General features: G+C 75.0%; 17 protein-coding genes and 1 riboswitch. Of the genes, 8 read left to right on the top strand and 9 right to left on the bottom strand.

What is annotated here, in order from left to right:
• Nucleotides 1-85 precede the first annotated feature (85 nt).
• The gene (purB, locus tag ACIPSC_RS21110; RefSeq protein ID WP_400827460.1) at nt 86-1,516 is read left to right on the top strand and encodes an adenylosuccinate lyase; all 1,431 of its coding nucleotides are present in this window, start codon (nt 86-88) and stop codon (nt 1,514-1,516) included.
• A gap of 103 nt (nt 1,517-1,619) precedes the next feature.
• Here purB and ACIPSC_RS21105 read toward each other — a convergent pair whose 3' ends face one another.
• On the bottom strand, nt 1,620-3,113 hold the full coding sequence (locus ACIPSC_RS21105; RefSeq protein ID WP_400827458.1) for an MFS transporter: 1,494 nt from the start codon (nt 3,111-3,113) through the stop codon (nt 1,620-1,622).
• 311 nt (nt 3,114-3,424) lie between these two features.
• Nucleotides 3,425-3,582: riboswitch (cyclic di-AMP (ydaO/yuaA leader) on the top strand.
• A gap of 5 nt (nt 3,583-3,587) precedes the next feature.
• Between ACIPSC_RS21105 and ACIPSC_RS21100 the strand changes: the two genes are divergently transcribed.
• Complete coding sequence (locus ACIPSC_RS21100) at nt 3,588-4,625, top strand: peptidoglycan DD-metalloendopeptidase family protein (RefSeq protein ID WP_400827457.1); 1,038 nt, start codon at nt 3,588-3,590, stop codon at nt 4,623-4,625.
• A 265-nt stretch (nt 4,626-4,890) separates the two neighbouring features.
• Here the strand turns inward: ACIPSC_RS21100 and ACIPSC_RS21095 are convergent, their stop codons facing one another.
• From ACIPSC_RS21095 to ACIPSC_RS21080, 4 genes are all read right to left on the bottom strand, one after another.
• Nucleotides 4,891-5,607 carry a DUF2470 domain-containing protein gene (locus tag ACIPSC_RS21095; RefSeq protein ID WP_400827456.1) on the bottom strand — a complete coding sequence of 239 codons (717 nt, stop codon included), beginning with the start codon at nt 5,605-5,607 and terminating at the stop codon, nt 4,891-4,893.
• Nucleotides 5,608-5,767: 160 nt separating this feature from the next.
• Complete coding sequence (locus tag ACIPSC_RS21090; protein WP_400827455.1) at nt 5,768-6,181, bottom strand: RidA family protein; 414 nt, start codon at nt 6,179-6,181, stop codon at nt 5,768-5,770.
• Nucleotides 6,182-6,276: 95 nt separating this feature from the next.
• Nucleotides 6,277-7,029, bottom strand: a complete 753-nt coding sequence (locus ACIPSC_RS21085) for an IclR family transcriptional regulator (RefSeq protein ID WP_400827454.1) — start codon at nt 7,027-7,029, stop codon at nt 6,277-6,279.
• Nucleotides 7,026-8,189, bottom strand: coding sequence for a sugar kinase (locus ACIPSC_RS21080; RefSeq protein ID WP_400827453.1), 1,164 nt, complete (start codon nt 8,187-8,189; stop codon nt 7,026-7,028). The genes ACIPSC_RS21085 and ACIPSC_RS21080 overlap by 4 nt, the downstream gene beginning before the upstream one ends.
• A 176-nt stretch (nt 8,190-8,365) precedes the next feature.
• Between ACIPSC_RS21080 and ACIPSC_RS21075 the strand changes: the two genes are divergently transcribed.
• From ACIPSC_RS21075 to ACIPSC_RS21060, 4 genes are all read left to right on the top strand, one after another.
• Nucleotides 8,366-9,667, top strand: a complete 1,302-nt coding sequence (locus tag ACIPSC_RS21075; protein WP_400827452.1) for an amino acid deaminase — start codon at nt 8,366-8,368, stop codon at nt 9,665-9,667.
• Entirely contained in the window at nt 9,667-11,277 is a 1,611-nt protein-coding gene (locus tag ACIPSC_RS21070) for an amidohydrolase family protein (protein ID WP_400827450.1), read from the top strand. The genes ACIPSC_RS21075 and ACIPSC_RS21070 overlap by 1 nt, the downstream gene beginning before the upstream one ends.
• Nucleotides 11,274-11,918, top strand: coding sequence for a bifunctional 4-hydroxy-2-oxoglutarate aldolase/2-dehydro-3-deoxy-phosphogluconate aldolase (locus ACIPSC_RS21065; RefSeq protein WP_400827449.1), 645 nt, complete (start codon nt 11,274-11,276; stop codon nt 11,916-11,918). The genes ACIPSC_RS21070 and ACIPSC_RS21065 overlap by 4 nt, the downstream gene beginning before the upstream one ends.
• A gap of 151 nt (nt 11,919-12,069) precedes the next feature.
• Entirely contained in the window at nt 12,070-13,650 is a 1,581-nt protein-coding gene (locus tag ACIPSC_RS21060; protein ID WP_400827447.1) for an alpha-amylase family glycosyl hydrolase, read from the top strand.
• Nucleotides 13,651-14,037: 387 nt separating this feature from the next.
• Here ACIPSC_RS21060 and ACIPSC_RS21055 read toward each other — a convergent pair whose 3' ends face one another.
• Complete coding sequence (locus ACIPSC_RS21055) at nt 14,038-15,315, bottom strand: CaiB/BaiF CoA transferase family protein (protein WP_400827446.1); 1,278 nt, start codon at nt 15,313-15,315, stop codon at nt 14,038-14,040.
• A gap of 458 nt (nt 15,316-15,773) precedes the next feature.
• Between ACIPSC_RS21055 and ACIPSC_RS21050 the strand changes: the two genes are divergently transcribed.
• On the top strand, nt 15,774-16,745 hold the full coding sequence (locus tag ACIPSC_RS21050; protein WP_400827445.1) for a hypothetical protein: 972 nt from the start codon (nt 15,774-15,776) through the stop codon (nt 16,743-16,745).
• Nucleotides 16,746-16,806: 61 nt separating this feature from the next.
• On the opposite strand, the gene ACIPSC_RS21045 is transcribed toward ACIPSC_RS21050, so the two are convergent.
• From ACIPSC_RS21045 to polX, 3 genes are all read right to left on the bottom strand, one after another.
• Complete coding sequence (locus ACIPSC_RS21045; protein ID WP_400827443.1) at nt 16,807-17,091, bottom strand: hypothetical protein; 285 nt, start codon at nt 17,089-17,091, stop codon at nt 16,807-16,809.
• Nucleotides 17,092-17,249: 158 nt separating this feature from the next.
• The gene (locus ACIPSC_RS21040; protein ID WP_400827441.1) at nt 17,250-17,987 is read right to left on the bottom strand and encodes a (2Fe-2S)-binding protein; all 738 of its coding nucleotides are present in this window, start codon (nt 17,985-17,987) and stop codon (nt 17,250-17,252) included.
• Nucleotides 17,988-18,393: 406 nt separating this feature from the next.
• Nucleotides 18,394-20,121 carry a DNA polymerase/3'-5' exonuclease PolX gene (polX, locus tag ACIPSC_RS21035; RefSeq protein ID WP_400827440.1) on the bottom strand — a complete coding sequence of 576 codons (1,728 nt, stop codon included), beginning with the start codon at nt 20,119-20,121 and terminating at the stop codon, nt 18,394-18,396.
• Nucleotides 20,122-20,623: 502 nt separating this feature from the next.
• On the opposite strand from polX, the gene ACIPSC_RS21030 reads away from it, so the two are divergent.
• A complete protein-coding gene (locus ACIPSC_RS21030) occupies nt 20,624-21,223 on the top strand; it encodes a hypothetical protein (protein ID WP_400827439.1) in 600 nt (199 codons plus the stop codon).
• Nucleotides 21,224-21,333 lie beyond the last annotated feature (110 nt).

Genomic DNA, 21,333 nt, shown 5'->3' with positions numbered 1-21,333 from the left:
CCGCGGGCGGCGCCCGCGGCGGCACCCGCGGTAGCGGCCGGTCCGGCGCCGGTCCGGCTGACCTCGGCTGTTAGGCTTGCGAAGCGTGAGCGCGAAGCCCCAGATCCCCAATGTCCTGGCCTCCCGGTACGCCTCGGCGACCCTGGCCCAGCTCTGGTCCCCCGAGCACAAGGTGGTCCTTGAGCGCCACCTGTGGCTCGCCGTCCTGAAGACCCAGCAGGACCTCGGCGTCGAGGTGCCCGAGGGTGCCGTCGCCGACTACGAGCGGGTGATCGACCAGGTCGACCTCGGCTCGATCGCCGCCCGTGAGCGGATCACCCGCCACGACGTGAAGGCCCGGATCGAGGAGTTCAGCGAGCTCGCCGGCCACGAGCAGATCCACAAGGGCATGACCTCTCGGGACCTCACCGAGAACGTCGAGCAGCTGCAGATCCGCCAGTCGCTGGAGCACGTGCGCGACCGCACGGTCGCCGTGCTGGTCCGCCTGGCCCGCCTCGCCGCCCAGCACTCCGAGCTGGTCATGGCCGGCCGCTCGCACAACGTCGCCGCGCAGGCCACCACCCTGGGCAAGCGGTTCGCGACCGTCGCCGACGAGCTGCTGGTCGCCTTCAACCGCCTGGAGGAGCTGATCGCCCGCTACCCGCTGCGCGGGATCAAGGGCCCGGTCGGCACCGCCCAGGACATGCTGGACCTGCTCGGTGGCGACACCGAGAAGCTCGCCGAGCTGGAGCGCCGGGTCGCCGGCCACCTCGGCTTCGAGAACGTGCTCACCAGCGTCGGCCAGGTCTACCCGCGCTCGCTGGACTTCGAGGTGCTCACCGCGCTCGTCCAGCTGGCCGCCGCGCCGTCCAGCCTGGCCAAGACCATCCGCCTGATGGCCGGCCACGAGCTGGTCACCGAGGGCTTCAAGGAGGGCCAGGTCGGCTCCTCCGCGATGCCGCACAAGATGAACACCCGCTCCTGCGAGCGCGTCAACGGCCTCGCCGTCATCCTGCGCGGCTACGCCTCGATGACCGCCGAGCTCGGCGGCGACCAGTGGAACGAGGGCGACGTCTCCTGCTCGGTGGTCCGCCGGGTCGCGCTGCCGGACGCGTTCTTCGCCTTCGACGGCCTGCTGGAGACCTTCCTGACCGTCCTCGACGAGTTCGGCGCCTTCCCCGCCGTGATCGAGGCCGAGCTGGACCGCTACCTGCCGTTCCTCGCCACCACCAAGGTGCTGATGGGCGCGGTGCGCGCGGGCGTCGGCCGGGAGACCGGGCACGAGGTCATCAAGGAGCACGCCGTCGCCTCGGCGCTGGCGATGCGGGCCGGTGCACGGGAGAACGAGCTGCTGGACCGGCTGGCCGCCGACGAGCGGATCCCGCTGGACCGCGCCGCGCTGGACGCGCTGCTCGCCGACCGGCTCGCCTTCACCGGTGCGGCCGGCGCCCAGGTCGCCGAGGTCGTCCGCTTGGTCGAGGTCGTCGCGGCCGCCCACCCGGAGGCCGCCAAGTACGCCCCGGGCGACATCCTCTGACGATTCGCCACCGGTAGCCTGCGTCGGCGAGGGCCCCGTCACCGTTCCGGTGGCGGGGCCCTCGCCGTTCTCCTTCGGAACCGGGCCCTCGGCCGGACAGCGCCTAGCCGGCGGCCGGGTGGCCCGGGTCGAGCGGTGGGGCGTTGGTGCCGCAGTTGTAGCGGCAGTCCGGCTCGGCCACCGGGTGGTCCTCGGGGGCGAGCACATTGCCCCGCACGGTGGTGAACGCGATCAGCCCTCCCGTGACCAGCAGCCCGGCGCAGATCAGCATCGCGGTGTGGAAGGCGGCGTCCACCGAGGAGGGCACCCGGTAGGCATCGCCGCTGAGGCCGGCCAGCGCGGGCAGCGCGGCGACCGCGAGCAGGCCGGCCGCGCGGGCGGCGGCGTTGTTGACCCCGCTGGCGATGCCCGCGTGCCGGACGTCCACCGCGGCCAGCACCGTCGCGGTGAGCGGTGCGACCAGCAGCACCATGCCGAAACCCATCACCGTGACGGCCGGCAGTACGTCCGTCCAGTACGAGGCGCCGGGCCCGATCCGCAGCATCAGCAGGACCCCGGCCGCGCAGAGCAGCGGCCCGACGGTCAGCGGCAGCCGGGGGCCGATCCGCTTGCCGAGCCGGCCGGCCCGGGCGGAGAGCGCGAGCATCAGGACGGTGATCGGGACCAGCGCCAGTCCGGAGACCAACGGGGAGAAGCCGGAGACGATCTGCAGCTGCACGACCAGCAGGAAGAACACCCCGCTGAAGGCGGCGTAGACGCAGAGGGTGACGAGGTTCACCGAGGTGAACAGCCGGGAGGAGAAGAGGCCGAGCGGCAGCATCGGCTCAGGGGTGCGGCGCTCGACCACGATGAAGGTCGCGCCGAGCAGCAGACCCGCCACGCCGGTGATCCAGACGCCGGGGGAGAGCCCGTCGCCGGCCGCGGTCAGCGCGTAGGTGACAGAGCCCAGGGCCAGGGCGGCCAGCACCGCGCCGAGCACGTCGAAGCGCCCGGTCGCACTCTCGTCCCGGCTCTCCGGCACGTGCCGGGAGGCCACCGCGACCACCAGGGCGGCCAGCGGGACGTTCAGCAGGAAGATCCACCGCCAGCCCGGACCGTCCACCAGCCAGCCGCCGACGAAGGGGCCGACCGCGGCCGACACCCCGCCGAGGCCGGACCAGAGGCCGACCGCCGCCGAGCGGTCCTCCGGGTGGAAGACGGCCTGGAGCATCGCCAGCGACCCGGGGGTGAGCAGTGCCCCGCCGATGCCCTGGACGGCGCGGGCGGCGATCAGCACTTCGATGGTGGGTGCGGCGGCGCAGGCCGCCGAGGCGGCGGCGAACCAGACCACGCCGAGCAGGAAGACCCGGCGCCGGCCGTAGCGGTCGCCGAGTGCGCCGCCGAGCAGGATCAGCCCCGCCAGGGTGAGCAGATAGGCGTTCAGCGTCCATTGCAGGGCGGCGAGCGGGGCGCCGAGGTCGGCGCCGATCCGGGGCAGGGCGACGTTCACCACGGTGCCGTCGAGCATCGCCATGCTGGAGCCGAGCACCGTCGCCAGTAGTACCCAGCGCCCCTGCGCGGTGCTCAGGCGCAGGGTGCCGGCCTCGGAAGTGGCCACGGCCCGATCGTCCGCCCCCCGGGGCCCGAGTGACAAGGGTCACCGGGGGTGTGTCGGCGGCTGGCTTTCCGTGAGTGATCGTGTGCGGACGGCCGACGAAATAGGCGGAGTGTCGCGGATCAGTGGCGCGCCGTAAATGGATTGTGCACGTACTGTGCAGCGGATCATCCGGAGCGTCACGGTGGTGCGCGCGGAATTGCCCGATTCGGGAGATCGACATTGCTTCGCTCGAACGGATGGGCTTTAGTTCAGCGACCGCCCGGCGTCAGCCCGGGTGGCCACCGGGTGGAACGCCTAGTCCTGCCGCTGCCCGGTGGTACGAACTGAACTCTGTACGGCAGGAGCGGGGGACCCACAGGTAAGTCGCCGGACCGGAATTCGCGGTCCGGCTTGGGGTGAAGCCGCCTATGCGGCCGGGCAACTCCAGCCCGAACCCGACAGCTCACCTCGCAGGCGTCGGAGAGGAACTCTTCCATGCCCGCACAGGCCCGTCGTATCGCCCTGCCCCGTGCCGCCCGCATCGGTATCGCCACCGCCGTCACCGGCGCCGCGTTCGCCCTCCCGCTGGTGACCACCATCAGCGCCCAGGCCCACACCGCCCCGGCCGCGAAGCCGCAGCAGACCGCCACCTGGACCGGCGCCACCAGCGTCGACGCCGCCCCGGCCGCCGCCGCGCAGCCGGCCGCCGAGGCCGCCGCTCCGGCCGCCGCCCCGGTCGAGGAGAGCTACAAGGTCGTCAGCGGCGACACCCTGTCGAAGATCGCCAACGCCAAGGACGTCCAGGGTGGTTGGAAGGCGCTGTACGAGCACAACCGCTCGGTCGTCGGCTCCAACCCGAACCTGATCTTCCCGGGCCAGAAGCTGGCCCTGGGCACCAAGGCCGCCGCTCCGGCCGAGGCCGCCAAGCCGGCCGCCCCCGCCGCCAAGCCGCAGGTCTCGCACGACTCCGCGAAGCCCGCCGCCCCGGCGCAGGCGCCGAAGCCGGTCCAGGCCGCGAAGCCGGCCGCCCCCGCCCCCAAGCCGGCCCAGGCCCCGGCCGCCAAGCCGGCCGCCCCGGCCGCGAAGCCGGCCACCACCCCGGCCCCGGCCGCCGTGGCCTCCACCTCCGGTTTCGTCGCCCCGCTGGCCAACCCGAAGCTCGGCACCGCCTACGGCGTCGCCGGCTCGATGTGGGCCTCCGGCCACCACACCGGCGCCGACTTCGTCGCGGCCACCGGCACCCCGCTGCGCGCCGTTGGGGCCGGCACCGTGGTCAAGGCCGGCAACGGCGGCGCCTACGGCAACGAGGTCGAGATCAAGCTCGCCGACGGCAAGTACGCCCAGTACGCGCACCTGTCCTCGATCGGCGTGAAGGTCGGCCAGGCCGTCACCGCCGGCCAGCAGATCGGCCTCTCCGGTGCGACCGGCAACGTGACCGGCCCGCACCTGCACTTCGAGATCCGCACCGGCTCGGAGTACGGCTCGGACATCGACCCGATCGCCTACCTGCGGGCGCACGGCGTCGCCATCTGACCCGGTCCACAACCGAGTTCAGACCACCGCCAGGTGCGGGGCGAACGAACTCCCGGGATGGTCATGTCGGGTGACCGCTCGACCGGGTGATCGCCGCACCAGTGGCGGACACGGGCGCGGGACACGCCCAGGCCGGCCCGGCTCGCGAGACCTCCCTCGCGAGCCGGGCCGGCCGCTTTCGTTTCCGTGGCGCTTCCGCCGGCCCCGGCGTGGTCCCGGCGTCCGGTCAAGTCGCCTTCCCGGCAGGCCTGTCAGTCCGCTCCGGTCAGGCCCGGCGGGCGGGCAGGCCGGTCTGGGCGGCGGTCAGCAGCCGGTGCATCTGCTCGCCGAACTCCTCGGTGTCGCGGGCCGGTTCGGGGAAGACCAGGCGGACGTCGCGGTGGCCGTGCGGGTGGTCCAGGCGCAGCACCAGGCCGTGGCGGTCGAGTGCGAGCGGGCGGATCTCCGGCCGCTCGGCGAGGAGTTGGGGGTCGAGCAGCCGGGTGAGCGCGGCGAGCGCGTCGGGGTGGTCGTCGATGAGGTGGGTGAGCAGGCCGGCCTCGTAGCGGGCGAGCGGGTCGGGTGCGGCGAGGGCGAGGTCGGCGCCGGTGAGCGCGCTGGTGCCGTACGGGGTGGCGAGGACGGCGTGGGCGACGTCCAGGTGCAGGTGGACGCTGAGGCCGTCGTCGGCGAGGTGGGCGAGCCGGAGCCGGCCGGCCAGGGTGAGCCGGCCGCGGATGCGGTCGCGGACCGCGACCGGTGCGATGTCGGTGACGTCCAGGACGACGGCCAGTCCCTCGGTCTCGCCGGTCGCGGCGAGGGTGAGTCCGGAGTCGAGCGGGGCGCTCAGACGGAGCCGGGAGCCGTGCACCGAGACCGGGGTGTCGAGGTCGTGGTGCTCGCCGAGGGCTCGGACCACCACCGAGGAGGTGGCGCTGAGCAGGCTGCAGATCCGTTCGGCAGCGGTGGGCTCGGGGGCCTCGGCGTCGGGGGTGGGGCTCACGGCGACCTCCAGTTTGTTAGGTGAGGCTTACCTAATCACCCTGGTCGTGTGGAAGGCAAGGGGCTGCCCGCCGGCCCGACGTGCGCGACGGGGCCCGGACGGTGACCGTCCGGGCCCCATGTCGGGGTCCTTGCCCGACTCCCGCCCGTCCGGCGGTGGATCAGCCGATCACGGCCTGGGCGTCGATCTCGACGAGCATCGGCTCCTGCGGCAGCTCGACGAAGACCGTGGTGCGGCAGGGCTTCACGCCGCCGGGCTTGATGTTCTCCTCGATGAACTCGGCGTAGGCCTCGTTCATCAGCGGGAAGTCGGCCCGCTTGGTGAGGTAGACGCGGAACATCACCACGTCCTCGACGGTGGCGCCGCCGGCCTGGACGATCGCCTTGACGTTCTCCAGCGTGCGCCGGGTCTGCGCCTTCACGTCGCCGTGGTGGAGGTACTCGCCGGTGGCCGGGTCCTGCGGCCCCTGGCCGGAGACCTGCAGGATGGGGCCCTTGCGGACGCCCTGGGAGAACATCCAGGCCGGGGCGGGGGCGCCGGCGGTGCGGATCTCGGTCTTCTCGTTGCCGCTCATGGCTTCCTTCGTGTCGCGCGCGGGCGGTTGAGGGGTGGCAGGGGTGGCGGGTGGCAGGGGCGGGGTGGTCCTGCGGGGGCGGTGGGCCCGGCCGGTCAGCCCTCCCGGGGCGGCCGGCCGCAGTCGGCGGAGACCGCGCGGGCGGTGGCGAGCAGCTGGGGCAGCAGCTCCAGGACCTGCTCGTAGGGGAGGACCACGTCCGGGACGGAGATCGAGACGGCGGCGACGACCCGTCCGCCGGCGTCCCGGACGGGCGCCGCCACGCAGTTGATGAAGGCCTCGTGCTCGGCGTGGTCCTGCGCCCAGCCCTGGGCGGCGACCTTCTCCAGCTCGGCCAGCAGCGCCTCGGGGCCGGTGAGGGTGCGCGGGGTGTGCGGGGTGAAGTCGATGCCGGCCACCACCCGGCGCCGCTCGGGCAGCGGAAGGTCGGCCAGCAGGACCTTGGCGACGGCCGCGCTGTGCAGGACTGCGCGCAGCCCGATCCGCGAGTACATCCGCACGGGGTGGCGCGAGTCGTACTTGTCGATGTAGACCACCTCGCCGCCCTCGTGGGCGGCCAGGTGCACGGTCTGGCCGGTGGCGGCGTTCAGCTCGGCCAGGTGCGGGGCGGCGATCCGGCGGATGCCGCGCTGTTCCAGGGCGAGGCCCGAGAGTGCGAACAGGCCGGCGCCGAGGTGGTAGCGGTAGGCCCGGTCGCGGTGGACGAAACGTTCCGCTTCGAGGCTCTGGAGCAGTCGCAGCACCGTGGTCTTGTGCACCCCGAGCACCTCGGCCAGCTGGTCCAGCGAGCGCTCGCCCTCGCCGAGTTCGGCGAGGATGCGCAGGGCGCGGGTGACGGTCTGACTCATCGGGGGCCTCCCGGGGCCGGGGCGGAGGTCGGTCGGGGGACGGCGGTCGGTCGGGGGACGGCGGTCGTGCCACCGGCCGGGGGCAGCGCGGGGGAGGTGATGCCGTCCGCCGCGACCGCGGTTGCCGCCCACTCCTCCGGGGAGGCGCCCAGCAGGGCGGCGACCACCGGCTCGGGCGGCAGTTCGGGCTGATCGCCGTGGGCGGTCAGGGCGCAGGCGGCGCTGAGATGGCCGAGCCGCAGCCGGCGTCGCCGGTCCAGGCCGCGCAGGGTGGCCGCCAGGTAGCCGGCCGCGAAGGCGTCGCCGGCGCCGGTCGCCTCGACCACCTCGACGGCGAGGGCCGGCTCGGTGAGGGCCGTGCCGTCCCGGTCCAGGGCGGTGGCGGTCCGGGCGGCGTCCTTGACAACGAGGGTGGCGGGGGAGGGGAAACGGCGGCGAAGCGCGTGCGCGTCGCCGGTGCCGAACGCGTCCGCGGCCTCGTCGGCGCCGAGCAGCAGCAGGTCACAGGCGTTCAGCAGCGGCGGCAGCACGGCCGGGTCGCGCTCGCGCCACAGGGCGGGGCGCCAGTTGAGGTCGAAGCTGACGAGGCGGCCCGGCCGGCGGTCGGCGAGCAGGGCGCGCAGCAGCGCGAGGCAGTCGTCGGAGAGGGCGGCGGTGATCCCGGAGAGGTGCAGCAGCCGGGCGCCGGCCAGCAGGCGGGCGGCCACCGGGTCGTCCAGCAGCGCGGGGGAGAGCGCGGACGCGGCCGAGCCGCGGCGGTGGTAGTGCAGCCGGCTGCGGCCCGGACCGAGGTCGTGGTGGTCTCCGGTCGAGCCGCCGACCTCCTTGAGGTAGAGGCCGGTCGGGCGGTGCCGGTCCACGGCGACCGCCGAAACGTCCACCCCGCGGGCGGCCAGCTCGGCTAGCAGGCGGCGGCCGAAGCCGTCGTCACCCACCCGGCTGATCCAGGCGCTCGGCACGCCGAGCGCGGCCAGCGCACCCGCCACGTTGGACTCGGCGCCGCCCACGGAGAGGCGGAAGCCCTCCACCGACTCCAGCGGGCCCGGGCGGTCCGGCAGCAGCGCGGCCATCGACTCGCCCACGCAGACCGCCGTCGGTCCGCCGGGCGGCGGCGGGGCGCCCGGGATCCCGGGGATCCCGGTGGACTCCTGTCGGGGCATCTGCGGGCTCCTCGTCTGCGGCTGCCGTTCCGTCGACCCTCGGTTCCGTCGGTTCCGTCGACGGTCGGTTCCGTCTTCGGGTCCGTTGACCGTCGTCCGGAGCCGATGCTAGAACCGTGCTGTCAGCATGCGCAACCAGCGTTGCGCATGTTGCAATCCGCTGAGGGAGGGTGACCGTGGATCAGACCTTCGCAAGCACCGGTACCGGGCCGGGCATCGACGCCGACAAGGTGGCGGCGCTCGCCGACGAGGTGCTCGACTGGCGGTTCAAGGCGCTGCCGGACGCCGCCCGGGGGTTGACCGTTCGCGACTACCTCGCCACCGGGCCCACCCTCGCCGGCTTCGGTACACCGCTGCTCACCCTCGACGCCGCCGCCGTCGGGCACAACGTGCGGACCATGGCCGACTGGTGCGCCAAGGCCGGTGTCGCGCTCGCCCCGCACGGCAAGACGACGATGGCGCCCGCACTCTGGCAGGCCCAGCTGGACGCCGGCAGCCACGGCATCACCCTGGCCAACCTCCCGCAGCTCCGGGTCGCCCGGGCCTTCGGCGTCCGGCGGATCCTGCTCGCCAACACCCTGCTGGACCCGGCCGGACTGCGCTGGCTCGCCGCAGAGTTGGCGGCGGACCCGGCGTTCGCCTTCGTCTCCTGGGTCGACTCGGTCGAGAGCGTCCGGCTGATGGACGAGGCGCTGCGGGCGGCCGGCGCCGAGCGCCCGGTCGAGGTGCTGATCGAGCTCGGCGGCCCCGGCGGGCGTACCGGCGTCCGCGGCGTTGATGCCGCCGTCGACGTGGCCGCCGCCGTGCTGCGCGCGCCCACCCTGCGGCTGGCCGGCATCGGCGGGTACGAGGGGGCGCTCGCCCACGACGCCACCGACCCCGGGCTGGCCGCCGTCCGCGGTTACCTGCGGGACCTCGCGGACCTGCACGGCCGGCTGTCCGCCGCGTACGCCGACGACGCCCCGCCGGTGGTCACCGCCGGTGGCAGCGCCTACTTCGACCTGGTCGCCGAGGAGTTGGCCGCGCTCCCGGAAGCCGTCGTGGTGCTCCGCTCCGGCGCCTACATCGCCCACGACGACGGCTTCTACCGGGGGATCTCGCCGCTCGTGCGCGGCGCCGGCGACGCGCCGTTCCGCGGCGCCCTGCACGGCTGGGCGCGGGTGGTCTCCCGGCCCGAGCCGCAACTCGCCCTGCTGGATGCCGGAAAGCGCGACCTGCCCTTCGACGAGGGCCTGCCCGAGCCGCAACTCGTCCGCGGCGGCCCGGCCCTGTCCGGGACGGCGGCCCGGATCACCGCGCTCAACGACCAGCACGCCTTCCTGCGTGACGCGGGCGACCTCGCACCGGTCGGCGCCGTGCTGCGGCTGGGCATCTCCCACCCGTGCACGGCCTTCGACAAATGGGCACTGATCCCGGTGCTGGACGACGCCTCGGCCGCCGAGCCGAAGGTCGCCGGGCTGGTCAGGACCTTCTTCTGATGGCCGGCGGCCCGCTGGTCTTCAAGGGCGCCACCGTCGTCGACGGCACCGGCGCCGACCGGTACCGTGCCGACGTCCGGATCGAGGGCGGGCTGATCACCGCGATCGGCCGCGGCCTCGGGGCGGCGTCCGCGGTGGACGCCGACGGACTGGTGCTGGCCCCCGGGTTCATCGACATGCACGCCCACTCCGACCTCGCCCTGCTGCTCGAACCCGAGCACCCGGCCAAGGTCACCCAGGGCGTCACCTGCGAAGTCCTCGGCCAGGACGGCCTGTCGTACGCGCCCGTGGACGACACCACGCTCCCCGCGCTGCGCCGCCAGCTCGCCGGCTGGAACGGCGATCCGGAGGGCTTCGACTGGGACTGGCGCACGGTCGGCGGGTACCTGGACCGCCTCGACCGGACGGGCACCGGGGTCAACGCGTGCTACCTCGTCCCGCACGGCTCGCTGCGGATGCTCGCCATGGGCTGGGCGAACCGGCCGCCGAGCCCGGCCGAACTCGACCGGATGCGCACGTTGTTGGCCGAGGGACTGGACCATGGCGCGGTCGGGCTCTCCAGCGGGCTCAGCTACACGCCCGGCATGTACGCCGACACCGCCGAACTGGTGGAGCTGTGCCGGGTGGTCGCCCGCCATGGCGGATTCCACGCACCGCACCAACGCTCGTACGGCGAAGGCGCGTTGGAGGGCTACGCGGAGATGGTCGAGATCGCCCGGCGCTCCGGCTGCCCGCTCCACCTCACCCACGCCACCATGAACTTCGGCGTCAACCGGGGCCGGGCCGGCGAACTGCTCGACCTGGTGGACCGGGCGCTCGCCGACGGCGTCGACCTCACCCTGGACAGCTACCCCTACCTGCCCGGCTCCACCACGCTGGCCGCCCTGCTGCCGAGTTGGGCCACCGAGGGCGGCCCGCAGGCGACCCTGGCCAGGCTCGCCGAGGCGGACGCGTGCGAGCGGATCCGCCACGAGGTGGAGGAGAAGGGCAGCGACGGCTGCCACGGCGTGGTCACCGACTGGGCGACCGTCCAGCTCTCCGGCGTCCGCAACCCCGCCCTGGCGGGCCTGGTCGGCCGGACGGTCGCCGACATCGCCGCCGAACAGGGGCGCAGCGGCACCGAGGTCTTCCTCGACCTGCTGCGCCGCGACGAGTTGGCCACCGGCATCCTCCAGCACGTCGGCCACGAGGAGAACGTCCGGGCGATCATGCGCCACCGCGCGCACACCGTCGGCAGCGACGGCCTGTTGGTCGGTGCCCGCCCGCACCCGCGCGCCTGGGGCACCTTCCCCCGCTACCTGGCCCGGTACAGCCGCGAGTCGGGCGTCCTCACGCTGGAGGAGGCGATCGCCCGGATGACCGGCCGCCCCGCCGCCCGGCTCCGGCTCGACCGCCGCGGGCGGATCGCCCCCGGCCACCACGCCGACCTGGTGCTCCTCGACCCCGGGAGGGTCCGGGACACCGCCACCTTCGACCGTCCCCGGCAGCCCGCCGCCGGCATCGAGCACGTCTACGTCAACGGCACCGCCGCCGTCCGGGAGGGCCGCACCACGGGTGCCCGCCCCGGACGGGCACTGCGCCGAACCGACCGAGGAACGCTTGCCGCATGAACCCAACGCCCGCCGTACTCGCCCGCGCCCGCGCCGTGCTGGCCGCCTCGCCCGTCATCGCCGTGGTCCGCGCACCGCGGATACCGGATGCCGCCGCGCTCTGCGCCGCGCTCTCCGAGGGCGGCATCCACCTGACCGAATTCACTTTCACCACGCCGGATGTGACGACACATCTGCGGCGCGCCACCCGGGTGGGGTGGCGGGTCGGGGTCGGCACCGTGCTGACCGCGGAGCAGGCCGACCGGGCGATCGGCGCGGGCGCCTGGTTCCTGGTCACGCCCGGACTCCGGCCGGAGGTGGCTCGGCGTGCGCACGCCGAGCGGGTGCCGGTGGTGCTCGGCGCGCTGACGCCGACCGAGGTGCTCCAGGCCCACGAGCTCGGCGCGGCCGCGGTCAAGGTCTTCCCGGCCCGGGCGTTCGGCCCCGGCTACTTCAAGGACCTGCGCGCTCCCTTCCCGGACATCCCGCTGGTCGCCTCCGGCGGCGTGAACGCGGGCAATGCCGGCGAGTTCCTGGCCCAGGGCGCGCTCGCGGTCTGCGCCGGCTCGGAGGTGGTGGCGCCGGATGCGGTGGCGGCCGGGGACTGGGCGGAGATCACCCGCCGGGCCAAGGCGTTCACCGAGGCCTGCGCGGGCCGGTAGCGCAGCGGAGCGCGGTCGCGCCGCACCCGGCGGGCGCGCCGCCGCGCCGGTCCGGCGCCACGCCCGGGGCCGCTGCGGGCTGTCGGGACGGCCGGGATTGGACGAGAATCGGTAGACCCGGCCCCCGGCACCCGGCAGGAGGATCCACCCCATGACCTCGACCCGCCCCGGCCCCGACTGGCTGGCCGACGCCGTCCTCTACCAGATCTACCCGCAGACCTTCGCCGACTCCGACGGCGACGGCATCGGCGACTTCGCCGGTGCCGCCGAGCGCCTCGACCACCTCGCCTGGCTCGGCGTCGACACGGTCTGGCTCACCCCCTGCTTCGCCTCACCGTTCCGCGACGCCGGGTACGACGTCAGCGACTACCTGACGCCCGCCCCGCGCTACGGCACCTCCGACGACCTGGCGGCGCTGGTCGAGGCCGCCCGCCGCCGCGGCATCCGGATCCTGCTCGACCTGGTCGCCGGCCACACCTCCGACCGGCACCCCTGGTTCCTGGCCGCCGCCGAGGACCCGTCCGACCACCGCTACATCTGGTCCGACCAGCAGGTGGACGGCTTCGTCGGCTCGCCCGGCAGCCGGCCGGGCTGGTACCGGCCGAACTTCTTCGACTGCCAGCCCGCGCTCAACTTCGGCTACGCGCGCAGCCGTTCCGACGAGCCGTGGCGCCAGCCGGTCGACGCCGACGGCCCGCGCGCCAACCGCCGGGCGCTGCGCGAGATCATGGCGCACTGGCTCGGCCTCGGCGTGGCCGGCTTCCGCGTCGACATGGCCTCCTCGCTGGTCAAGGACGACCCCGGGTTCACCGAGACCGCCAAGCTCTGGACCGAACTGCGCGACTGGCTCGACCGCGCCCACCCGCAGGCCGCCCTCTTCGCCGAGTGGGGCGACCCGGCCGCCGCCGTCGCGGCCGGCTTCCACGCCGACTTCTTCCTCCAGTTCGGCGGCGCCGACCGCGGCCTGCCGCTGCGCTCGCTCTGGAACAACAACGCCGGCACGGTGGAGGAGTTCTGGCAGCAGGGCCCGTGCTACTTCGAGGCCGAGGGCCGCGGCACTCCGCAGGTGTTCCTGGACGCCTGGCGCTCGGCCGCCGAACTCACCGAGGGCGCCGGGTACATCGCCCTCCCCACCGCCAACCACGACTTCTCGCGGCTCGCCACCGGCCCGCGCACCGGCGCCCAACTCGCCCCCGCCTTCGCCTTCCTGCTCACCTGGCCCACCCTGCCGGCGGTCTACTACGGCGACGAGATCGGCATGCGGTACCTGCCGGGGCTGCCGGACGTCGAGGGCAGCGTGCTCGGCCCGCAGTACAACCGGGCGGGCTCGCGCACCCCGATGCAGTGGGAGCCGGGGCCGACCGCCGGCTTCTCGACCGCACCCGCCGACCGCCTCTACCTGCCCGTCGACCCCGATCCGCACCGGCCCGACGTGGCCACCCAGCGGGCCGACCCGACCTCGTTGCTGCACACCGTCCGGCGGCTGATCGCACTGCGCCGCGCCCACCCGGGGCTGGGCGCGGCGGGGGACGTGGACGTCCGGCACGCCGGGTACCCGCTGGTGTACACCCGGGCCGGGCGGTACCTGGTGGCCGTCAATCCGCGGCGGGAGCCGGGCGAGGTGCCGCTCGGCCGGGTCGGGGTGCGGCCGCTGGACGTCCAGGGGGTGCGGGTGGTCGACGGGTGCCTGCGGGCGGACGGCTTCTCGTACGGGGTGTTCGAGCTGGCATGAGGGGTGGGGCGGTTCCGGGTGTCCGGTGAGGTCGCCGGGCGCCCGGGCTGGCGTCGCGCCTACCAGGCGCGTTCCACCAGCCCGAGCCCAACCACCTGAAGGTCGCGGTCGGCACCCTGCACTCCTTCTGGACCGGCGCCGGCTTCCTGGAGGGCGCGCGCAGCCTGCTCTACTTCGACGGCGGCGCCGGGCTCGGCGGGCACGTCCTGACGCTGGCGCTCTGGCTGCTGCTCGGCGGGCTGGTGATGGCCGGCGCGGCGCTGCACGAGCGGCGCGGGCGCGCAGCGGCGCTCGCGACGCGCGCGACGGAGGCGGAGGCCGAGGAGGAGATGGCGGAGGTCGTCGCGGTCTGACCCCGCCAAGGCGGCGGGGGCGAGGCGGGCGGTGTCAGGGTGCGGCGTCGGGGGCGTCCTGGGCGTCGGGGGTGTCGGGGGCGTCGCCGGTGCCCCCGGTGTCCGGGACGTGCGGGGCGACCTGGGCGTCGGGTGCGTCCAGCCAGGCCCTGAGCTCCTCGGTGTGCTCGCCGAGCCGTGGCGGACGGTGTGCGTAACGCGGCGGCGTCCGGGAGAGGTTGATCGGGTTGGCGACCAGGTCGAGCGGTTCGCCGTCCGGGCCCGGTACCGTCGCCCGCGGCTCCAGACCGAGGCTGTCGGCGAGCCGGAAGGCGTCGGCCAGGTCGTTCACCGGTCCGCACGGCACGCCGAGCGGAGTGAGGACGGCGAACCACTCGGCGGCAGTGCGGAGTCGGAGCCGCGCGGAGAGCTCGTCGGCCAGCGCGCCGACGTGCGCCACCCGGTCGGGGTTGGTGGCGAACCGCGGGTCCGCGGCCAGCTCCGGTGCGCCCAACCCCCGGCAGAGCGCGGCGAACTGGCGGTCGTTGCCCACCGCCACGACCAGCGGCCGATCGGCGGCCGGGAACACCTCGTACGGCGCGATCGACGGGTGGCGGTTGCCGAGGATGCCCGGGACGGCGCCGGCCAGGGTGTAGCCGGCGGACTGGTTCACCATGCTGGACAGCAGGGTGGAGAGCAGATCGACCTCGACCACCTGGCCCTTGCCGGTGGCGTCGCGCTCGCGCAGCGCGGCCAGCACCCCGACGGCGGCGTGCAGCCCGGTCAGCACGTCCACCACGGCGACCCCGGTTTTCACCGGTTCGCCCGGGGCGGCGCCGGTGACGCTCATCAGGCCGCCGACGGCCTGGACCAGCAGGTCGTACCCCGGCAGGGCGGCGCCCGCCCCGGCGCCGAAGCCGGTCACCGAGCAGTAGACCAGCCGGGGGTTGAGCGCGAGCGCGTCCCGGTGGCCGAGGCCGTGCCGCGCCATCGTGCCCGGGCGGAAGTTCTCCACCAACACGTCGGCCCGGCGGACCAGTTCGACGGCGCAGGCGTGGTCGGCCGGGTCGCGCAGGTCCAGCGCGATCGAGCGCTTGTTGCGGTTGACGGAGAGGAAGTAGGTCGCCTCGCCCTGCGCGTGCGGCGGCCCCCAGGCGCGGGTGTCGTCCCCGCGTCCCGGCTGCTCGACCTTGACCACGTCGGCGCCGAGGTCGGCGAGGAGCATGGTCGCGTAGGGGGCGGCCAGCACCCGCCCGAAGTCGGCGACCAGGACGCCGGAGAGGGGCAGGTCCGGCGCCTTCGGCCGGGCGGGTTCGGCGCGGTCACCGCTCATGCCGCGCCCCTGGCGGGGGCGTGGACGGGTACCGTCCGGGTGCTGGTGAGGACCTTCCCTGCCGCCTGCCGCATCGCTCTCCCTGTCGTTCATGCCGTTCGCCCGGCCGGGTCCGGGGTCGGGTCCGGATCATTCTGGGGGCGGGAGCGGGCTTTCGGGCAGTGGCGTTCCGGTCGGACGCCCTGCTCTCGGTGGCTGCGCGGTCAGCGGCCGCTCGCGGTGCGTCCTGCAGTCCCCCGAACGGGGGCGGCCCGAGCGGGGGATCTCCCGGTGGCACGGCGCCCCAGCGCGCAGTGGCGGCCGGTCGGCGTGCTCTGCTGGCAGGTACGCGTTCCCTCCGGCGCGCGCCCCCGACGTTCCCGTGTCGCGCCCGTCCCGGGTCGCCCGTTCTCCCGCGGCGCCCGTTCCCTCGTCGCATTCCGATCGATTCGACCATCCGACGATCCGAGGAGATGTCCATGCCCCGCCCGCCCCGCCACCGCCTCGCCGGACTGCTCGGTACGGCCTCCGCTGCCTCCGTCGCACTCGCCCTGCTCGCCGCCACGCCGGCCGTCGCCGTCTCGCCGCCTCTGTCCGACCCGCGGATCATCGCCCACTTCGACCTGGCCCAGGGACAGACGCCGGAGAACATCGCGCTCGAACCGGACGGCTCCGCGGACCTCACCTTCGCCCTCGCCCGGCAGATCGGGCGGGTCGACCCCGCCGGACACCTCGCGATCCTGGCCACCCTGCCCGCACCCGACCGGCCGAACACCCCGCTGGTCACCGCCCCGGTCGTCACCGGCATCGTCCGCGCGCACGACGGCACCCTCTACTTCGCCTACGCCACCGGCACCGCCGATCTCACCGGCATCTGGCGGCTCTGCCCCGGCAGCACGCCGGAGCGCATCTCGGCCTTCCCGGCGGACAGCCTGCCCAACGGCCTCGCCCTCGACGAGCGCGCCGGCCTGCTCTACTCCGCGGACTCGGCGCTCGGCCTGGTCCGCACGGTGCCGGTGGCCGGCGGGGACCCGGTGGTCTGGTCGGACGACGCGCTGCTCAAGCCCGCCCCCGGCGCGTTCGGCGCCAACGGCCTCAAGGTGCACCACCACGCCGTCTGGGTGGGCAACACCGACACCGGCACGCTGCTGCGCATCCCGATCGGGCGCGACGGCGCCGCCGGGACGCCGCAGGTCCGGGCCACCGGGCTCACCGGCCTGGACGACTTCGGCTTCATCGGCCGCGGCGACAGGCTGATCGCGGCGCTCAACACGCCCAGCGAGGCCGTTTACCTCGACGAGCACGGCAGCCGCCACACCGTCCTCACCGGGCAGGACGGCCTCTCCAACCCCACCGCGGTGGCCGTCCGCGGGGACACCGTCTACGTCCCGAGCGCGGCCTTCTCCACGCAGACCGACCCGAACCTGCTGCTCGCGACGCTGAGCCGCTAGGCCCGGCGGAGGTGGCCCGGGCAGGCGTGCGGCGTCGGCCCGGGCCGACGGGCTCGTGCGGTCAGCGCCGGCCCGGCACCTGGGCGTAGCGGCCGGCGGACCCCTGGCCGAGGAGGCCGCGGCCCGCGCCGAACAGGGAGCCGACCGCGCTGCCGAGGGCGAAGAACGGGGTGAGGTAGGACGGCCAGGCCGCCCAGCCGACGGCCGCCGTCACCGCACCCGCGACCAGCAGTGCAGCGAGCACCGACGCGAACGGTCCGGCACCGACGGTGAGCCGGGCGGTGAGCAGCCCGAGCCAGTAGGCCCCGACGGCCACCCCGGCGAGCAGGAGAAGAGCGAGCGACACGCCGCGACCCTACCCGCCGGGCTGTGACGCGGGGCCGGTGGGGGCGATGGTGCAGCCGGACCGGTGACCCCGTGGCGGGCAGGTGGCGCCGGCCGCGGGCGGGCGGGGTGTCGAGGGGCTGACGGGGTGCGTACCGATGTGGCTCCTGCCGGTGCGGGTCAGGGGCGGAGGGGTGGGCGGGTGAAGCAGCAGTCGCCGCAGACGCCCGCGGTCGGGCCGACGCGGTAGTAGAGGCAGCAACTGGTGCGCCGGAAGCCGCCGGTGTGCAGCGTCCCGGTGCCGGCCAGCGGCGTCCGGTCCAGCAGGTGGGCGACCAGCGCCTCGGCCCGGCCGGGGGCCGCGTGCGGGCGGAGCATCCGCAGCGTGCCCGCCAGGGCGGAGGCGGCGTTGCCGTCGAGCAGCCGCTCCGAGAGCGGGACCGCGGCCCGGACAGCGGTGGCCAGTGGCGCCAACTGGCCCTGGACCAGCACCCGGTGGAGCCGGTCGGCCAGCTCGGCCAGGTTGTCGGGGCCGGCCTCGCCGGGGGACGTGCCCTCGCCCGCGGGCTGCGGCCGGTGGGGCGCCCAGAGGTCGATCGGGCCCTGGTCGGGGACGCGCACGTGGGCCCGGTCGGGGTCCAACTCGGGGACGGTGCCGAGCAGGACGGCGGCACCGAGACTCACCGAGCAGAACCGGGCGGCGAGTCCGAGGTGCAGGATCGAGGCCGCTACCCGGGGCTCGGCGGTGCCGAGTCGGCGCGCGACCTCCCGGACCCGTGCGGCCAGCAGGGAGTCCGGCCCGGTCGCGTACAGGTCGCGCAGCGGACGGTAGCCCGGCGGCGGGGTGCCGGTGGGTTCGGTGGCGGCGTCCAGCGCGAAGTACGGCCCGGCGACGGCGAGTCGGCGGTAGTCGGGCATCGAAGGCCGTCCTCCGGGTCGGTGGCGGGCGGCCCGGCGCCGTCGGGCGGCCGCGCCGTTGTCGGTACGGAGGAACGGTAGCGCGTGGCCGTGGTGCGGGAGCACGGGAGTGCGGGCGCGCCGGAGTGCCGGTGGCGTGGGCGGGGCGGCCGCGGTGGTCCGGACGTGCGGAACCTGCGAGGCGGGGGTGGCCTCCGGACGTCGCGTCCTCCGGCCTGTAGTTCGATCGTCGACCTAGGTACCAGCGGCAGACCCTGATCCGTCTCGATCTGTCGCCACTGCCTCCTGCGGTCGAACTTCCTCGTCTACCTCGCAGGTCCACTTCCATGATGCGCCTGTACCGGTCGTTGCACCAGGGCTTTGCCGCCGGGAATCCGGGCAAACTGCAATCTTTCGGTCCGCATGGTCAGCGCAGCGCGTCCTTGCGCAGGAACTTCTTCAGCCGCTGCCAGGTCCAGGTGTTGATCACGTCCTCGGTGGTCAGCCAGGCCCGCTGGGCGGTGCCGATCCCGTACCGGGGGTAGGCCAGGTGGCCGGTGGCGTGGGCGTCGCTGTCGATCGAGAACTTCACGCCGTACCGCTTGGCCCGCAGGACGTCCTCGTCCCGCAGGTCGAGCCGCTGGGGCGAGCTGTTGATCTCGATCGCGGTGCCGGTCCGCGCGGCGGCCTCGAAGACGGCGTCCAGGTCGACGTCGATCGGCCCGCGCCGGCCGATCCGCCGGGTGGTGAGGTGGCCGATGACGTGCACGTGCGGGTTCTCGCAGGCGCGGATCAGCCGGCGGGTCTGGGTGGCCCGGTCGGCGCCGAAGTGCGAGTGGACGGACGCCACGCAGACGTCGAAGCCGGCCAGGAACTCGGCGGGCCAGTCCACCCCGCCGTCCGGGCCGATGTTCAGCTCGGTGCCGTGGAGCAGCCGCATCCGCTTGTGCCGGTCGGCGAGCCCGCGCAGCTGCTCGCGCTGGGCGAGCATCTTCTCGTCCGTCATCCGCTGCATGACCAGGTCGGGCGCGTGGTCGGTGACGGCGTAGTAGCTGTAGCCGCGGGCGGCCGCCGTGTCGATCATGTCCTCCAGGGTGGCCAGCCCGTCGGTGAGGTCGGTGTGGGTGTGCAGATCGCCACGGAGGTCCGATTCGGCCACCAGGTCCGGCAGTTCGCCGCGCAGCGCCGCCTCGACCTCGCCCCGGTCCTCGCGCAGCGGCGGCGCGATCCAGGGCAGCCCGAGCGCTGCGTAGACCTCGTCCTCCGTCGCCGAGACGACCTTCTCCCCGCTCTCTGCGTCGAACAGCCCGTACTCGGAGAGCTTCAGCCCGGCCCGGACGGCCATGGTGCGGAGCTTGATGTTGTGGGCCTTGGAGCCGGTGAAGTAGACCAGCGCGGCGCCCCAGTCCTCCTCGGGCACCACCCGCAGGTCCACCTGCAGGCCCTTGGCGGTGCGCACCGAGGTCTTGGTCGGTCCGCGGACGATCACCTCGGCCACGTACGGGAGTTCGGTGAGTGCGGTCATCAGCGGCTCGGAGTCCTCGGCGGTGGCGAGTACGTCGATGTCGCCGACGGTCTCGCGCATCCGGCGCAGCGATCCGGCGTAGGCGCAGCGCGTGCAGCCCGGGACGGCGGAGATCGCCCTGACGATCTGCTCGGCCTGCTCGGTGGCGGCGTCGAGCAGGGTCCGGCCGCCGGACTGCCGCATCAGCTCGATGCCGTGCAGGATCTTCTCGCCGCTGCGCTCGCCGAAGCCGGCCACCTCGCTCAGGCGGTCGGCGCGGACGGCCTCGGCGAGCTGGTCGACGGAGGCGATGTCGAGGTCGCGGTAGAGGGCGAGGGCGCGCTTGGGCCCCACGCTGGGGACGGCCATCATCTCCCGGACGCCGGGCGGGATCTTGGCGCGCAGTGTCTCCAGCGCGGACATCCGGCCGGTGGCGAGGTACTCGGCGATCTTCTCGGCGGTGGACTTGCCGACGCCGGGGATCTGTTGGAGCCCCTTGGCGTCCAGCCGTGCGACGTCCTCCGGGTGCCCTCCCACCGCGCGGGCGGCCTTCTCGTAGGAGCGGGCCCGGAAGGCGTCCCCTCCGGTGATCGAGATCAGGTCGGCGTACTCCTGGAGCAGCTCCTGGACCTGGTCGTTGATCCGGGTCATGGGGCCAGTCTAGGTTCGGCGGCCGGATCGGGCCGGGTGGGTGGAGTCGGTTGGGCGGGCCGTGGGGCGGGTGGTGCGGGCCGGGCCGGCGGGGCCGTCCGGAGGTCCGCCCCGTCTGTCGGCCGGGGCGGACCCCGCCGGTCGGCGGGGGAGTGCGGCGAATGTGCACCCCTGAGCCGGATTGTCACCCGTCCGGTGGGGGCGCAGGCTTGGCGGAGGGGCCCGGAAACGCGGCCCGCTCCGGCCCGCCCGCGTCCGACGGCGGTACGGGCCGGCGAAGCACGAGGGGCAGGGCGCGATGGCACGCGGGAGGGTCTGGGGCTATGTGGCCTCCGGTGCCCGGATGCTCGGCGGACTCGCCGCGGCCGGCGGCGTCGGCGGCAGCGCCGGCGGTCGGCCGGGCGGGCCCGGCGGGCCCGCCGGGCCGGGTTGGAGCGGGAGCAGCGGTCCGGGCGGACCGGGTGGTGCCGCGGAGGGCCCGGGACGGTCGCGAACAGGGGTGATGGCCGGTCCGCGGCCGCTCAGCCGGGCCGAGTTGGAGCGGGTGCACTGGACGGTCCGCCCGATCGGCTGCGGTCCCCAGGCGCAGCACGTCCAGGTGGCCGAGGTGGTGCAGCGGGTGCTGCGGGGCGGCGGTCGCGCGGCGGCCGTCTCGACGCGGATACCCGGCGGGCTGCCGGTGGTGAAGGGTGACGCCCGGCGGCTGGAGACGGCGCTGGCCGGGCTGGTCGACCACGCCGTCCGGCGGAATCCGGCCGGCGCCGCGGTGCTGGTCCGGGCCGAGGTGGCCGCGGTCGGCCGGGCCGGCCCGCGGCGTGCGCGCGGCGCCGAGGACGTGGGAGGCCCCGAGGAGGCGGGCGCCCTGGATCCGGCGAGCGGCTGGGGCGGCGGCCCGGCCCGGGTGGAGATCCGGGTCGTGGACCGCGGCCCGTGCGAACTGCCCGAGGCCCGGGAGTGGCTGCTGGCGGGGATGCGCACGGGCGGGCCGGCGGGCCCGGCCGTGCACGGGCTGGTCCGGGCGGCCGGCGGGCGGCTCGCCGTGGAGCAGACCCCGGGCGGCGGCCTGACCGTGGTGCTGGCGCTGGCGGTCGCCCTGGAGTGACACCGGGCCGGAGCGCCTTCGGCGGCCCCCAGCCGCCCGCGGACCGCTCGCGGGCCGTCTTCTGACCACTCGCGGGACGTCCCCGTGGAACCGCAAAGACGTCTTTGCAA

It is taken from the genome of Kitasatospora sp. NPDC090091, assembly GCF_044747365.1.
Classification (GTDB): Bacteria; Actinomycetota; Actinomycetes; order Streptomycetales; family Streptomycetaceae; genus Kitasatospora.
This window is presented reverse-complemented; position numbering and strand designations above follow the sequence as displayed.